Source organism: Citrobacter sp. CK202 (assembly GCF_030333225.1).
GTDB lineage: Bacteria > Pseudomonadota > Gammaproteobacteria > Enterobacterales > Enterobacteriaceae > Citrobacter_B > Citrobacter_B koseri.
Genome location: NZ_JAOWGI010000029.1, coordinates 65,369 through 80,090, shown reverse-complemented (window position 1 = coordinate 80,090; position 14,722 = coordinate 65,369). Strand labels below are relative to the sequence as shown.

Here is a 14,722-nt window from a genome sequence, read left to right as displayed (position 1 = left end):
AACTCAATTCCCAAACATCAGTGCGGTCAACACAAAATCCAGACCCAGAACGGCCAAAGACGAGTGCACAACGGTGCGCGTGGTTGCGCGGCTAATCCCGGCAGAGGTCGGAATCGCGTCATATCCATTGAACAGCGCAATCCACGTTACCGTGATGGCGAACACCACGCTCTTAATCAAACAGTTCACGAGATCCAGACGCCAGTCGACGGCATCCTGCATCGCCGACCAGAAGAAACCGGCATCGATCCCCTTCCAGCTAACGCCAACCAGCGATCCACCCCAGATGCCAACGGCCACGAAGATAATCGTCAGCAGCGGCAGCGAAATCACCCCCGCCCACAGGCGCGGAGAGATCACCCGGCGCAGCGGATCGACGGCCATCATTTCCATACTGGAGAGCTGCTCAGTCGCTCGCATAAGACCAATTTCCGCAGTCAGCGCAGACCCAGCGCGCCCGGCAAACAGCAACGCCGCGACAACCGGCCCCAGTTCACGCAGCAATGAAAGCGCCACCAGCATACCCAGGCTGGTTTCCGCGCTGTAAGTCGTCAGAACCAGATAGCCCTGCAACCCGAGCACCATGCCGATAAAAACGCCAGAGACGATAATAATGAGCATCGACAGGACGCCCACATTATAGAGCTGACGCACCAGCAGCGGCGCATGCTTGCGAAATTCCGGCTTACCAATCACCGCATTGAATAACATTAACCCGGCACGCCCGAACGTTCTGAGGGTTTTGATCCCCCGGTGTCCAAGCGATGCCAGCGCATTTAACAGCATGAGTGGCTTAACTCCCTGTTTCGAGTAAATCGGAGTGATAATCGCCCGCCGGATAGCGGAACGGAACCGGCCCGTCGGCAATACCGTCCAGGAACTGGCGGACGCGCGGGTCGGCATTTTCTTGCAGTTCCTTCGCGCTACCGTGCGCCACGATTTTTTTGTCCGCCATAATCCAGGCGTGATCGGCGATGCTCAGCACCTCCGGCACATCGTGGGACACGACAACGCAGGTTACGCCCAGCGTGCTGTTCAGTTCTGAAATCAGCTTCACCAGTACGCCCATCGTAATCGGGTCCTGACCCACAAACGGCTCATCGAACATAATGAGGTCGGGTTCCAGCGCAATAGCACGGGCTAATGCCGCACGCCGCGCCATCCCCCCGGACAGTTCAGAGGGCATGAGCTTTGCCGCGCCGCGCAGACCAACGGCTTCCAGTTTCATCATCACCGTGCTTTTCAACAGCGGCGCGGGTAAATTCGTGTGCTCCCGCAGCGGGTAGGCTACGTTATCAAACACGTTCATGTCGGTGAACAGCGCCCCCGACTGAAACAGCATGCTCATCCGTTTTCGTACCGTGTACAACCGCGAGCGAGACATAGCAGGTACGTTTTCGCCATCAAACAGTATTTCCCCGCTATCCGGCGGGATCTGTCCGCCAATCAGTCGTAACAGCGTGGTTTTACCGATCCCCGATGGCCCCATGATCGCCGTGATCTTCCCGCGTGGCACGGTCAGGGAAATATTATCGAAAATGCAGCGGTCGCCACGCGAAAAGCTGACGTCGCGCATATCGACTAAATTCGCCACAGACTGACCCATTGATTCATCCTTTGTATCGCCTTGTTGATCTAAGCATGGCGCTGAATTTAGCCATGAACCCAACATATTTACAGAATATTACCTGCCCTGGTTAGCTAAAGCTGGCATTTGTTTTACTTTTTAGCCGCATAAAGTCAAAATTAAGACTTCGTTACGGCTTCCAGAAGATCCCTCCAGTGGACCGGCGAGTATACCTGAAGAAAGGACTTTAGATGCTTTTAGCTACGGCGCTGTTAATTATTGGTTTACTTCTGGTGGTCTACAGCGCCGATCGTCTGGTGTTTGCCGCATCGATTTTGTGCCGGGCAGTGGGGATTCCTCCGCTCATTATCGGGATGACGGTCGTCAGTATCGGAACATCATTACCGGAGATAATTGTCTCAGTTGCCGCGTCGCTTCACGGGCAACTGGATTTAGCCGTGGGCACCGCGCTCGGCTCCAACATCATCAATATCTTGCTGATTCTGGGCCTGGCGGCGCTGTTTCACCCTTTTACCGTGCATTCTGATGTTTTGCGCCGCGAATTGCCGCTAATGTTATTTGTCAGTGTGCTGGCGGGTTCCGTCCTGCACGATGGCGAGCTGAGCCGTAGCGACGGAATCTTTCTTCTGCTGCTGGCCGTGCTATGGCTGCTGTTCATTGTTAAGATCGCGCGCCTGGCGGAGCGGCAAGGAAATGACAGCCTCACCCGGGAGCAGGTGGCGGAGCTGCCGCGCGAAGGCGGCTTACCCGTCGCGTTTTTGTGGCTGGGTATCGCGCTGATTATTATGCCGATGGCGACGCGGATGGTGGTTGATAACGCCACCGTACTGGCGAACTACTTCGCCATGAGCGAACTGACTATCGGCCTGACGGTGATTGCGATTGGCACCAGCCTGCCGGAGCTGGCGACGGCGATCGCGGGCATCCGCAAAGGTGAAAATGATATCGCCATTGGCAACATTATCGGCGCCAATATTTCCAATATCGCCATCGTTCTGGGGCTGCCTGCATTGATTACGCCAGGCGACGTCAACCCGCTGGCGTTTGGGCGTGACTATAGCGTGATGCTGTTAGTGAGCATTGTTTTGGCATTGCTGTGCTGGCGGCGTCCGCGCCAGATTGGTCGGGGCGCAGGCGTGCTGCTGACCGGCGGTTTTATCGTATGGCTGGCGATGCTGTACTGGCTATCGCCGCTTCTTATTGGATAACGGGAAAACGGACTATGTCGCACTTAGCGTTACAACCGGGTTTTGACTTTCAGAAAGCAGGCAAAGACGTCCTGGAGATTGAACGTGAAGGCCTGGCGGAGCTTGATCAATACATCGACCAGAACTTCACGCTCGCCTGTGAAAAAATCTTCTCGTGTACAGGCAAAGTCGTTGTCATGGGGATGGGGAAATCAGGTCATATCGGGCGGAAAATGGCCGCCACCTTTGCCAGCACCGGCACTTCCGCCTTTTTTGTTCACCCAGGCGAGGCCGCGCATGGCGATCTCGGCATGGTCACCTCGCAGGATGTGGTGATCGCGATTTCCAACTCTGGCGAATCCAATGAGATTGCCGCATTAATCCCGGTTCTCAAACGCTTGCAGGTGCCGCTGATTTGTATCACCGGGCGGCCAGAAAGCAGCATGGCGCGTGCGGCGGATGTGCATCTGTGTGTTAAAGTGCCGAAAGAAGCCTGCCCGTTGGGTCTGGCGCCGACCAGCAGCACTACGGCTACGTTGGTCATGGGCGATGCGCTCGCGGTCGCGTTATTAAAAGCCCGCGGCTTTACCGCCGAAGATTTTGCGTTGTCGCATCCGGGCGGCGCACTTGGCCGTAAACTTCTGCTGCGCGTTAACGATATCATGCACACCGGCGATGAAATCCCGCATGTGAATAAAAACGCCAGCCTGCGTGATGCCCTGCTGGAAATTACGCGTAAAAATCTCGGCATGACCGTCATTTGTGATGACACAATGAAGATTGACGGCATCTTTACCGATGGCGACTTGCGTCGTGTTTTCGATATGGGTGTGGATGTTCGCCAGTTAGGGATTGCCGACGTCATGACGCCAGGGGGAATTCGCGTTCGCCCCGGTATTCTCGCCGTTAACGCCCTGAACTTAATGCAGTCCCGTCATATCACCTCCGTTTTGGTTGCTGATGGCGACCAGTTACTGGGTGTGTTACATATGCATGATTTACTGCGTGCAGGCGTAGTGTAGAAACTCAAGGATAAAAGAAATGAGTAAAGCAGGTGCGTCGCTTGCGACCTGTTATGGCCCCGTCAGTACACAGGTTATCGCCCAGGCGGAAAACATCCGTCTGCTCATCCTCGATGTGGATGGCGTGCTGTCTGATGGTCTGATTTATATGGGCAACAACGGTGAAGAGCTGAAGGCCTTTAACGTCCGTGATGGCTACGGCATTCGCTGTGCGCTCACTTCCGGGATTGAGGTCGCTATTATTACCGGGCGAAAGGCTAAACTTGTAGAAGATCGCTGTGCCACCCTGGGGATCACGCATCTCTATCAGGGGCAGTCGGACAAACTTATCGCGTTTGGCGACCTGCTCGATAAGCTGGGCGTTGCGCCTGAAAATGTGGCTTACGTCGGTGACGATCTGATCGACTGGCCGGTGATGGAAAAAGTGGGTCTGAGCGTTGCGGTCGCTGATGCGCATCCGCTCCTGATCCCCCGCGCCGACTATGTGACGCATATCGCCGGTGGACGCGGCGCGGTGCGGGAAGTGTGCGATCTACTCTTGCTGGCGCAGGGTAAGCTTGATGAGGCCAAAGGGCAATCGATATGAGTAAAACCAGACGTTGGGTTATCATTCTACTGTCGTTGGCCGTACTGGTGTTGATCGGAATTAATCTGGCGGATAAAGACGATCCTGCTCAGGTTGTGGTGAACACCAGCGATCCGACTTATAAGAGCGAGCATACCGATACGGTCGTCTATAGCCCGGAAGGCGCGTTGAACTATCGTCTTATTGCGCAGCACGTTGAATATTATTCAGAACAGGCGCTTTCGTGGTTTACCCAACCGGTATTAACCACCTTTGATAAAGATAAAGTCCCGACATGGTCGATTAAAGCGGATAAGGCGAAATTGACCGAAGACCGGATGCTCTATCTGTATGGTCACGTTGAAGTCAATGCGCTGGCGCCTGACGCTCAACTACGCAGAATCACGACGGATAACGCGACGATCAACCTGGTGACGCAGGATGTCACCTCTGAAGATCTGGTCACGTTATACGGAACAACATTTAACTCCAGCGGACTGAAAATGCGCGGCAACTTACGCAGCAAGAACGCCGAGCTGATTGAAAAGGTTAGAACCTCCTATGAAATTCAAAACAAACAAACTCAGCCTTAATCTTGTGCTTGCCAGCACACTTCTGGCCGCCAGTCTTCCGGCGTTCGCGGTCACCGGCGATACCGAACAACCGATTCATATTGAATCGGACCAGCAGTCACTGGATATGCAGGGTAACGTGGTGACGTTTACCGGAAATGTCGTCGTGACTCAGGGCACCATCAAAATCAATGCCGATAAAGTGGTCGTCACCCGTCCGGGCGGCGAGCAAGGCAAAGAGGTGATCGACGGCTTCGGCAACCCGGCGACGTTTTATCAGATGCAGGACAACGGCAAGCCGGTAAAAGGCCATGCCCAAAAAATGCATTATGAGCTGGCGAAAGATTTCGTCGTCCTGACCGGTAACGCCTACCTGGAGCAGCTCGACAGCAACATCACCGGCGATAAGATCACTTACCTGGTGAAAGAGCAGAAAATGCAGGCGTTCAGCGAAAAAGGCAAACGTGTAACGACGGTTCTGGTGCCGTCGCAATTGCAGGACAAAAACAAAGACCAGGCCCCGGCACAGAAGAAGGGTAACTAATTCGTTATGGCAACATTAACTGCAAAGAATCTTGCGAAAGCCTATAAAGGCCGTCGCGTGGTGGAAGATGTCAGCCTGACCGTGAATTCCGGGGAGATCGTCGGTCTGCTCGGGCCGAACGGCGCAGGTAAAACCACTACCTTCTACATGGTGGTGGGCATTGTGCCGCGCGACGCTGGCAACATTATTATTGACGATGAGGACATCAGCCTGCTGCCGCTGCATGCCCGCGCGCGTCGCGGTATTGGCTATTTACCGCAGGAAGCCTCCATTTTCCGCCGTCTGAGCGTGTTTGATAACCTGATGGCGGTGCTGCAAATTCGTGACGATCTCACGACCGAACAGCGTGAAGACCGCGCCAATGAACTGATGGAAGAGTTCCACATCGAGCATCTGCGCGACAGCCTCGGACAAGCGTTGTCCGGCGGTGAGCGCCGCCGTGTGGAGATTGCCCGCGCGCTGGCCGCAAATCCGAAATTTATCCTGCTGGATGAACCGTTTGCAGGCGTTGACCCGATTTCCGTCATCGACATCAAACGCATTATCGAGCACCTGCGCGACAGCGGTCTCGGCGTTCTGATTACCGACCACAACGTTCGTGAGACGCTGGCGGTGTGTGAACGCGCGTATATTGTCAGCCAGGGGCATCTGATCGCACACGGCACACCGACAGAAATCCTGCAAGACGAGCACGTTAAGCGCGTATACCTTGGGGAAGACTTCAGACTCTGATAGGGTAGAAGACTGCGACGTCACAGCGGGAGAAAACGACTCTGAACATGAAGCAAGGTTTGCAACTCAGGCTCAGCCAACAACTGGCGATGACGCCCCAGCTACAACAGGCCATCCGTCTGTTGCAGTTGTCTACGCTGGAACTTCAGCAGGAACTTCAGCAAGCGCTGGAGAGTAATCCGCTGCTTGAGCAAACCGATCTTCACGATGAAATCGACACGCGCGAAACCCAGGACAACGAAGCCCTGGATACCGCAGACGCGCTCGAACAGAAAGAGATGCCCGAAGAGCTGCCGCTTGACGCCAGCTGGGATGAGATTTACACCGCAGGTACGCCGTCCGGCACCAGCGGCGACTACATCGACGACGAGCTGCCGGTGTACCAGGGCGAAACCACGCAGTCCCTCCAGGACTACCTGATGTGGCAAGTCGGGCTGACTCCGTTCTCGGATACCGATCGCGCGATTGCCACCTCAATTGTCGATGCCGTTGATGATACCGGCTATCTCACCATTTCGCTGGATGACATTCTCGAAAGCATCGGCGATGAAGAGATCGGCCTCGATGAAATAGAAGCGGTACTTAAACGCGTTCAGCGCTTCGATCCCATCGGCGTGGCGGCAAAAGATCTCCGTGACTGCCTGCTGATCCAGCTCTCACAGTTCGATAAATCCACGCCCTGGCTGGAAGACGCCCGGTTGATCATCAGCGATCACCTCGATCTGCTGGCCAATCATGACTTCCGCACCCTGATGCGCGTTACGCGGCTGAAAGAAGAGGTGCTGAAAGAGGCAGTCAATCTTATCCAGTCGCTCGATCCCAGACCGGGTCAGTCTATCCAGACCGGCGAACCTGAATATGTGATCCCGGATGTGCTGGTGCGTAAGCACAACGGTTACTGGATGGTGGAGCTGAACGGCGACAGCATTCCCCGTCTACAGATCAATCAACATTATGCCGCCCTGTGCAACGGCGCGCGTAATGATGCCGACAGCCAGTTCATTCGCAGCAACCTTCAGGATGCGAAGTGGCTGATCAAAAGTCTGGAAAGCCGCAACGACACCCTGTTACGCGTGAGCCGCTGTATTGTTGAGCAGCAGCAGGCCTTCTTCGAGCAAGGCGAAGAGTTTATGAAACCGATGGTGCTGGCGGACATCGCCCAGGCCGTCGAGATGCACGAATCGACGATTTCCCGTGTGACCACGCAGAAGTATCTGCACAGTCCACGCGGCATTTTTGAACTGAAGTATTTCTTTTCCAGCCATGTGAATACCGAAGGCGGAGGCGAAGCCTCTTCCACGGCGATACGTGCGCTGGTGAAGAAATTAATTGCTGCGGAGAACCCCGCGAAGCCGCTGAGCGACAGCAAGTTAACCTCTATGTTGTCGGATCAGGGTATCATGGTGGCGCGCCGCACCGTTGCGAAGTACCGAGAGTCTTTATCCATTCCGCCGTCCAATCAGCGCAAACAGCTGGTTTGAACCAACCGATAAGGAAGACACTATGCAGCTCAACATCACTGGAAATAACGTCGAAATTACTGAAGCCCTGCGCGACTTTGTCTCAACCAAATTCGCCAAACTTGAGCAGTATTTTGACAGGATTAATCAGGTCTACGTTGTTTTGAAAGTGGAGAAGGTTACACACATCTCGGATGCGACACTGCATGTAAACGGTGGCGAAATTCACGCCAGCGCGGAAGGTCAGGATATGTATGCCGCCATTGACGGTTTGATCGATAAACTGGCAAGGCAGCTAACGAAACACAAAGATAAACTGAAACAACACTAATTGTCCGGGCAGTTAGCGAGTGCAGGACGGCCTGTTGTGACGCACAACAGGCCATTTGTACAGTTAGCGCTCCGAATCTGCTTCATCAGGAATCATTCTGATGGAACAGGTTCTTAGGTGAAATTATGACAAATAACGATACGACTCTACAACTGAGCAGCGTACTTAACCAGGAATGTACGCGCAGCGGCGTTCACTGCCAGAGCAAAAAACGTGCGCTGGAGATTATCAGTGAACTGGCGGCAAAACAGCTCAGCCTGCCTCCGCAGGTGGTATTTGAAGCAATCCTGACGCGTGAGAAAATGGGCAGTACCGGCATTGGCAATGGTATCGCCATCCCGCACGGCAAGCTGGAAGAAGATACGCTGCGCGCCGTCGGCGTGTTCGTCCAACTCGAAACGCCTATCGCTTTCGATGCCATTGATAATCAACCGGTCGATCTGCTTTTCGCCCTGCTGGTGCCCGCAGATCAAACCAAAACGCATCTGCATACACTGTCGCTGGTCGCTAAACGTCTGGCGGATAAAGCCATCTGCCGCCGTCTGCGCGCCGCGCAGAGTGACGAAGAGCTGTATCAAATCATCACTGACACCGAAGGTGGAAAGGATGAGGCATAACCACCCAATGGCATCTGTTGTGAGGAGAAACGGTACATGGTACTGATGATCGTCAGCGGTCGTTCAGGGTCAGGGAAATCTGTCGCCCTGCGTGCGCTGGAAGATATGGGTTTTTACTGCGTGGACAACCTCCCCGTGGTGCTGTTGCCCGATCTGGCTCGTACGCTGGCCGATCGCCAGATTTCTGCGGCCGTCAGCATTGACGTGCGTAACATGCCTGAGTCCCCTGAAATTTTCGAGCAGGCGATGAACAACCTGCCCGATGCGTTTTCACCACAGCTTCTGTTCCTTGATGCCGATCGCAACACGCTGATTCGCCGTTACAGCGATACGCGCCGTCTGCATCCGCTTTCCAGCAAAAATCTCTCCCTGGAGAGCGCCATCGACCAGGAAAGCGATCTGCTGGAACCGCTGCGTTCCCGCGCCGATCTGATTGTCGATACCTCTGAAATGTCCGTGCATGAACTGGCGGAAATGCTGCGTACCCGTCTGCTGGGCAAGCGCGAACGCGAGCTGACAATGGTGTTCGAGTCCTTCGGCTTCAAGCACGGTATTCCAATTGATGCCGATTATGTTTTTGACGTGCGCTTCCTGCCTAACCCGCACTGGGACCCGAAACTGCGTCCAATGACCGGCCTCGATAAACCGGTTGCGGCATTCCTCGACAGGCACACAGAAGTACACAATTTTATCTACCAGACTCGCAGCTATCTTGAGTTATGGTTACCCATGCTGGAGACAAACAACCGTAGCTATCTCACCGTAGCCATCGGCTGTACCGGCGGGAAACACCGTTCGGTGTATATTGCAGAACAGCTGGCAGACTACTTCCGCTCACGCGGTAAGAACGTGCAGTCACGCCATAGAACGCTGGAAAAACGCAAAACATGACCGTGAAGCAGACTGTAGAAGTCACGAACAAGCTGGGTATGCATGCCCGGCCTGCCATGAAACTGTTTGAATTAATGCAGGGTTTTGAGGCCGAAGTGCTGTTACGCAATGATGAAGGAACCGAAGCCGAAGCCAATAGCGTCATCGCCCTACTGATGCTGGACTCTGCTAAAGGTCGCCAGATAGAAATTGAAGCTACCGGCCCGCAGGAGGTCGAAGCGCTGGCGGCGGTGATCGCGCTGTTCAATTCAGGATTCGACGAAGATTAGGCCATTTCGCTTTCGTCTCCTCCTTTCTCCCAGAAAACGCCATCCGGCGTTTTTTTTATTCTCTCGCCTTTCTGCCTGCGTCGATATTGTACATTCCGTGCGCTTTTCCGTCCTGATTAAACCTTAAGAAAACCTTAAGAGGGGTTGTTTACGTTCTATTTAAGTTGAGCGTTCATACTGGTTCTATTAGCAACATTACCAGGAGATCTCATGATACTTTTATCTGAACAAAATCCCCTGGGCACCGGACGCCATCGTAAATGTTATGCGCATCCGGGCGATGCCCAACGCTGCATTAAGATCATTTACAATGCCGACCGCAGCGGCAAGAAAGAGATCCGACGCGAGCTGAAATATTACGCGCATCTGTCACGTTACCTGCAAGACTGGAGCGGCATCCCGCGCTATCACGGTACGGTAGAGACCGATTGTGGTACGGGCTACGTCTACGATGTAATAACCGATTTCGATGGCAAACCGTCCGTCACGCTGACTGAATTTGTGGCGCAGTGCCGCAATGACGAAGATGCCGCCGTCCTGCGCCAGTTGCTGAAAACGCTCAAGCGTTATATCTACGATAACCGCATCGTCACCATGACCCTGAAGCCGCAAAATATTCTGTGTCACCGCATTAGCGAATCCGAAGCGATCCCGGTGATCTGCGACAACATCGGCGAGAGCACGCTGATCCCGCTGGCAAGCTGGTCAGCCTGGTTTTGCCATCGCAAACAGGAAAGACAGTGGGAACGGTTGATCGCCCAACCGGGTCTGGTGGCGGCGCTGAAGATGAACCGCCAGGAAGAAGACAAAAGCGCGCTGCCGCTCCCCTCTCTTGAGGCCGCGCGTCAGCGCAATCTTAATACAGATGGTTACGCGTCATAAACGATTCGCCGCCCAACTGGCGCATCTGACGCAAAATCCACGCCTGACGGCTACGCACGTAGCCTGAAGGCGCGTTCGCTTTAAAGCGTAAAGGGTTCGGTAGCACCGCCGCCAATAGCGCGGCTTCTGACATACTTAACCGGCTGGCAGGTTTATTAAAATAGCGCTGCGACGCCGCTTCCACGCCAAACACGCCATCGCCAAACTCCGCAATATTCAGGTAGACGGTCAGGATGCGTTTTTTACTCCAGACGGTTTCCAGCCCGACGGTGAGCCCGGCCTCCAGCCCTTTACGCACCCAACTGCGGCCATCCCATAAAAAGAGATTCTTCGCCGTTTGCTGAGAAAGCGTGGACGCCCCACGAATTCGGTTTTCATTGCGCTCATTGTGCGCCAGCGCCTTCTCAATGGCCGAAACATCAAATCCCCAGTGCTCCGGGAATTTCTGATCTTCCGCCGCAATCACCGCCAGCCCCATCCACGGCGAGATCGCATCCATGCCAACCCAGTCGGAATGCGCAACATAGCCGAAATCGCCTTGCAGCCACGCACTAATCTGCCGTTCCACCATCACTGCGGAAAAAGGCACCGGAACGACGCTGAACAGCGCGATGCCGCCGCCCCAAAAAACCGCCAGCACCACAAGGATGCGCAGGAGCAAACGGCGCAGGGACGCCAGCGGAGTGAAACGCCCTTTACTCATTCAGCCAGAACCAGTACGCGAGACACCAGTTTTTCAATGCCGGTCGCCGCCTGTGCAATATCCTGCGCCAGCATGTAAGCAGGCGTGGTGACAATTTTGTTATCTTCATCCACCACAATATCGTCAACCGGACATGGCACATGCTCGGCCCCCATATCTTCCAGCACTTCCGCCGTATCGATATCGGTGCCAATCGTCAGACGAAGCGGGAAACCAAAAATCCGGGGCAGCATTGCCGGGGCAATGCACATAAACCCTAACGGCTTACCCGACTGGTGCATGGCGATTGCCAGCGCGGCCAGGTCGCTATCTACCCGGCACTCGCTGCCCTGGCTGGCAAAATTACTCAGGTTTTTCGCCGCGCCAAATCCACCCGGAACAATCAGCGCGTCCAGATCGCTGGAGACCGCCTGAGCAAGTGGACGAATTTCCCCTCGCGTAATGCGCGCGGCTTCGATCAGGACATTTCGCGTCTCCGCCATCGCTTCGCCCGTCAGGTGATTAATCACATCAGCCTGCTGTTTATCCGGCGCAAAGCAGATGGCCTGCGCGCCGCTGCGGGCAATCGCCAGAAGGGTCAGAACGGCTTCATGAATCTCGGCGCCGTCGTATACGCCACATCCACTGAGCACTACGCCAATTTTTTTCATCGTGATGATCCTTTTCGCAACTTACTGAAGCGTATTAATAATTCTGATTAAAATGCTGCGCTTCACACATTTAACTGATTCATGTAACAAAACATTTAAGATTTGCTATCTTAACTGCGTGCGGCCTGAAAAGCAGAGCTGCGCCTGTGTAAAAAACAATCATAACTTACGGCGCAGCCACGATTTCCCTGGTGTTGGCGCAGTATTCGCGCACCCCGGTCAATCCGGGGTCATTTTTTTTCCGCGTTTGCCACCCAGGCTTTCAGCACCGCGACGTCGTGCTGCCACTCCTGCTTCATCTCTTCAACCCATTCCCCCACATTATCTTCCCAGGCAGGAAGATCCGGCGACTGAATTTGCTGACCCAGTTGCTGTAGATGACGCAACCCGACGGAGCCCGCCGCGCCTTTAATTTTGTGCCCTTCTTCAACAACGCCTTTGGTATCTCGCGCCGTCAGGTTGGACTCCAGAATGCTTAAGTAACCCGGCATCATTTTTTCGAACACCGCCAGTCCATCCGTAATTAATTTCGGGCCGACCAGTTCGATATACTGCTCTAACATCGGGATATCTAACAACGCTTGCGATTTACTGCTCTCTTCAGATGTCACAGTGCTCTCCTCTTCGTTACGGGTATCCCAGTATTTTTTAATCATGGCGGTTAACGCCGGAACCGACAGCGGCTTGCTCAACACATCGTCCATTCCCGCGTCCAGATACTCTTTCTTGTCTTTCAGGACGTTAGCAGTGAGTGCGACCAGCGGCGGCAATTCTTCCCGTGCATAGCGGCGGGTAAGTTCTCTGGAGATATCCAGGCCCGTCATATCCGGCAGTTGAATATCCAGCAGCAGCAGATCGTATTCACCCGGGGTGAACATTTCCAGCGCGGCTTTCCCGGTCATTGCCACGTCAACGCTGTTGCCCAGTTTTTCCAGCACTGAACGCGCCACAATGACGTTCAGCTCAATGTCCTCGACCAGCAGCACATGCAGCGCAGGCAGCGGCATGTCATTCTCTTCCAGCGTGTCCTCGACCTCTTCCGCCACGGCGGGCGCATGTACGGTTAACGTAAAGACGGAACCTTTACCCGGCTGGCTGGAAACGGTGATGTCGCCGCCCATATTTTTTGCCAGACGGCGCGATACCGCTAGGCCAATCCCGGTCCCCGTCGCGGGTTTACCGCCATGACTGTCTTTCACCTGATAATACATGGCGAATATTTTATCCTGCTCATCCTGCGGAATACCGATGCCGGAATCTTCCACGTCAAAATGCAGCACATCGCCTTCGTCATAGCGTACGCGCACCATCACCTGCCCTTGCTGGGTAAACTTCACGGCGTTGCTGATCAGGTTCCACAGAATTTGGCGCAAACGCGTGCCGTCGGTGATCACCTTATGCGGCAGCGGCAACGTCGGATCGAGCACAAAGCGTAGCCCTTTTTGCTGCGCCTGCAGGCCGGAGAGATTCTCCAGATCCGCCATGAAACTGGTGAAATCTACCGGCTGGTTATCCAGCTGGACTTTACGCCGCTCCATCTTATCCATATCAATGATATCGTTGAAAATATTCCCCAACGTGACCGCAGAGACATGGATGGTTTTCAGGTATTTTTCCTGCTCGCTGGTAAGGTCGGTATCCAGCAGAATGCGGCTTAAGCCGACAATGCCGTTCAGCGGCGTACGCAGCTCGTGGCTGATCGTAGAGATAAACGTGGTCTTGTCGCGGCTGGCGCGTTCAAGCGCGTCCTGATAACGCTTACGTTCCGTAATATCGCGCCCAAAGCCCATCAGGCCATGACGTTTACCAACGCGGTCGTAATAGGGCACCTTGCGAATTTCAAAGCACGCTTTGCGCCCGTCCGGGTAATCGAGCCACTGTTCATAGGTCAACGAGACGTTATGGCGGAAGACTTTTTCGTCGGTCTCAATCACTTTTTCCGCCGCTTCGGGGGAATAGACGTCAGCCGGTTTTAAATGGACGAGCTGTTTTTCACTCTTGCCGGTCAGCAGTTCCATCGCGCGGTTACAGCCGGAAAACTCTTTATCTTCATTGCGATAAAAAACCAAATCCGGCGACGCATCGAGGAAAGAGCGTAAGAAAGAGGATTGCTGTTCAAGCTGAATCTGCGTCTCTTCACGCTCCTTGATTTCCACTTTTAGCTGTTCGAAGGTCGACTGGCGCTCAGCCTCCGCTTTTTCGCGATCGGCAATTTCCTGATTAAGCTGAGCAATATTGTCTTTCAGTTGTACCGTGAGTTTGAGATCGCGCTCGCGCATCTCTTCCAACTTTTGTACCAGCCGTGACAGGCGCTGCCTGGACTCCTCCAGTTGCTCCACCACCACCGACAAGAAATAGACGGCCCAGGGCGTGATTAACAGGCCAAAAAAGATGGAGCGGATGACATCAATACTTTCGACCTGACCATGCAACACCATGGTAACTGCCATCTGCACCACTATCGCCAGCACCACCAGCGCTAATGCCAACAGCATCGAAAAGCGCACCAGACCCAGCTTCATCATCAGGTCGACATAGTATTGCGCCAGCATACGAATTTGCTTCATAGGGGATTCCTTCACGACAACTTCGCACAATAATACTCAATTCTGAGCAGTACGTTGAAAATTGTGCAATAAATGCGGAGGTTATCGGTGAAATGACCGGGTAGGCGGTAGGCCGGATAAGGCATAGCCGCCATCCGGCAAT

The 14,722-nt window shown here is 54.1% G+C and carries 17 protein-coding genes; 12 read left to right on the top strand and 5 right to left on the bottom strand.

What is annotated here, in order from left to right; translation table 11 throughout:
- Window positions 1-3 precede the first annotated feature (3 nt).
- Together mlaE and mlaF are read right to left on the bottom strand one after the other, a co-directional pair.
- A complete protein-coding gene (gene mlaE / locus OGX84_RS20120; RefSeq protein ID WP_047460983.1) occupies window positions 4-786 on the bottom strand; it encodes a lipid asymmetry maintenance ABC transporter permease subunit MlaE in 783 nt (260 codons plus the stop codon).
- Window positions 787-793: 7 nt separating this feature from the next.
- Window positions 794-1,606, bottom strand: coding sequence for a phospholipid ABC transporter ATP-binding protein MlaF (mlaF, locus tag OGX84_RS20115; RefSeq protein WP_012135328.1), 813 nt, complete (start codon window positions 1,604-1,606; stop codon window positions 794-796).
- A gap of 212 nt (window positions 1,607-1,818) precedes the next feature.
- Here mlaF and OGX84_RS20110 point away from each other — a divergent pair, with 212 nt between their 5' ends.
- The 12 genes from OGX84_RS20110 (at window position 1,819) to yrbL (ending at window position 10,660) form a co-directional block, all read left to right on the top strand.
- Window positions 1,819-2,796 carry a calcium/sodium antiporter gene (locus OGX84_RS20110; protein ID WP_012135329.1) on the top strand — a complete coding sequence of 326 codons (978 nt, stop codon included), beginning with the start codon at window positions 1,819-1,821 and terminating at the stop codon, window positions 2,794-2,796.
- Between the two features lie 14 nt (window positions 2,797-2,810).
- Entirely contained in the window at window positions 2,811-3,797 is a 987-nt protein-coding gene (gene kdsD, locus OGX84_RS20105) for an arabinose-5-phosphate isomerase KdsD (RefSeq protein ID WP_012135330.1), read from the top strand.
- A gap of 19 nt (window positions 3,798-3,816) precedes the next feature.
- Window positions 3,817-4,383: a 3-deoxy-manno-octulosonate-8-phosphatase KdsC gene (kdsC, locus tag OGX84_RS20100; protein WP_012135331.1), complete on the top strand. Its 567-nt coding sequence runs from the start codon at window positions 3,817-3,819 to the stop codon at window positions 4,381-4,383.
- Window positions 4,380-4,955, top strand: coding sequence for an LPS export ABC transporter periplasmic protein LptC (gene lptC, locus OGX84_RS20095; RefSeq protein WP_012135332.1), 576 nt, complete (start codon window positions 4,380-4,382; stop codon window positions 4,953-4,955). The genes kdsC and lptC overlap by 4 nt, the downstream gene beginning before the upstream one ends.
- A complete protein-coding gene (lptA, locus tag OGX84_RS20090) occupies window positions 4,924-5,478 on the top strand; it encodes a lipopolysaccharide ABC transporter substrate-binding protein LptA (RefSeq protein ID WP_012135333.1) in 555 nt (184 codons plus the stop codon). The genes lptC and lptA overlap by 32 nt, the downstream gene beginning before the upstream one ends.
- Window positions 5,479-5,484: 6 nt before the next feature.
- Window positions 5,485-6,210 carry an LPS export ABC transporter ATP-binding protein gene (gene lptB, locus OGX84_RS20085; RefSeq protein ID WP_012135334.1) on the top strand — a complete coding sequence of 242 codons (726 nt, stop codon included), beginning with the start codon at window positions 5,485-5,487 and terminating at the stop codon, window positions 6,208-6,210.
- Between the two features lie 47 nt (window positions 6,211-6,257).
- Window positions 6,258-7,691, top strand: a complete 1,434-nt coding sequence (gene rpoN, locus OGX84_RS20080; protein WP_012135335.1) for an RNA polymerase factor sigma-54 — start codon at window positions 6,258-6,260, stop codon at window positions 7,689-7,691.
- A 22-nt stretch (window positions 7,692-7,713) separates the two neighbouring features.
- A complete protein-coding gene (gene hpf / locus OGX84_RS20075; protein ID WP_012135336.1) occupies window positions 7,714-8,001 on the top strand; it encodes a ribosome hibernation promoting factor in 288 nt (95 codons plus the stop codon).
- Between the two features lie 125 nt (window positions 8,002-8,126).
- Window positions 8,127-8,618 (top strand): PTS IIA-like nitrogen regulatory protein PtsN, encoded by a 492-nt coding sequence (gene ptsN, locus OGX84_RS20070; protein ID WP_112001516.1) that lies wholly within the window; start codon window positions 8,127-8,129, stop codon window positions 8,616-8,618.
- Window positions 8,619-8,654: 36 nt separating this feature from the next.
- Window positions 8,655-9,509: an RNase adapter RapZ gene (gene rapZ / locus OGX84_RS20065; protein ID WP_012135338.1), complete on the top strand. Its 855-nt coding sequence runs from the start codon at window positions 8,655-8,657 to the stop codon at window positions 9,507-9,509.
- Window positions 9,506-9,778, top strand: a complete 273-nt coding sequence (npr, locus tag OGX84_RS20060) for a PTS phosphocarrier protein NPr (RefSeq protein WP_012135339.1) — start codon at window positions 9,506-9,508, stop codon at window positions 9,776-9,778. Before rapZ ends, npr begins: the two co-directional genes overlap by 4 nt.
- Window positions 9,779-9,988: 210 nt before the next feature.
- On the top strand, window positions 9,989-10,660 hold the full coding sequence (gene yrbL / locus OGX84_RS20055) for a PhoP regulatory network protein YrbL (RefSeq protein WP_012135340.1): 672 nt from the start codon (window positions 9,989-9,991) through the stop codon (window positions 10,658-10,660).
- Here yrbL and mtgA read toward each other — a convergent pair.
- From mtgA to arcB, 3 genes are all read right to left on the bottom strand, one after another.
- Entirely contained in the window at window positions 10,635-11,363 is a 729-nt protein-coding gene (gene mtgA, locus OGX84_RS20050; RefSeq protein WP_112001515.1) for a monofunctional biosynthetic peptidoglycan transglycosylase, read from the bottom strand. The genes yrbL and mtgA overlap by 26 nt on opposite strands.
- On the bottom strand, window positions 11,360-12,013 hold the full coding sequence (gene elbB, locus OGX84_RS20045) for an isoprenoid biosynthesis glyoxalase ElbB (RefSeq protein WP_012135342.1): 654 nt from the start codon (window positions 12,011-12,013) through the stop codon (window positions 11,360-11,362). The genes mtgA and elbB overlap by 4 nt, the downstream gene beginning before the upstream one ends.
- 230 nt (window positions 12,014-12,243) lie before the next feature.
- Window positions 12,244-14,580, bottom strand: a complete 2,337-nt coding sequence (gene arcB, locus OGX84_RS20040) for an aerobic respiration two-component sensor histidine kinase ArcB (RefSeq protein ID WP_112001514.1) — start codon at window positions 14,578-14,580, stop codon at window positions 12,244-12,246.
- Window positions 14,581-14,722: the final 142 nt, after the last annotated feature.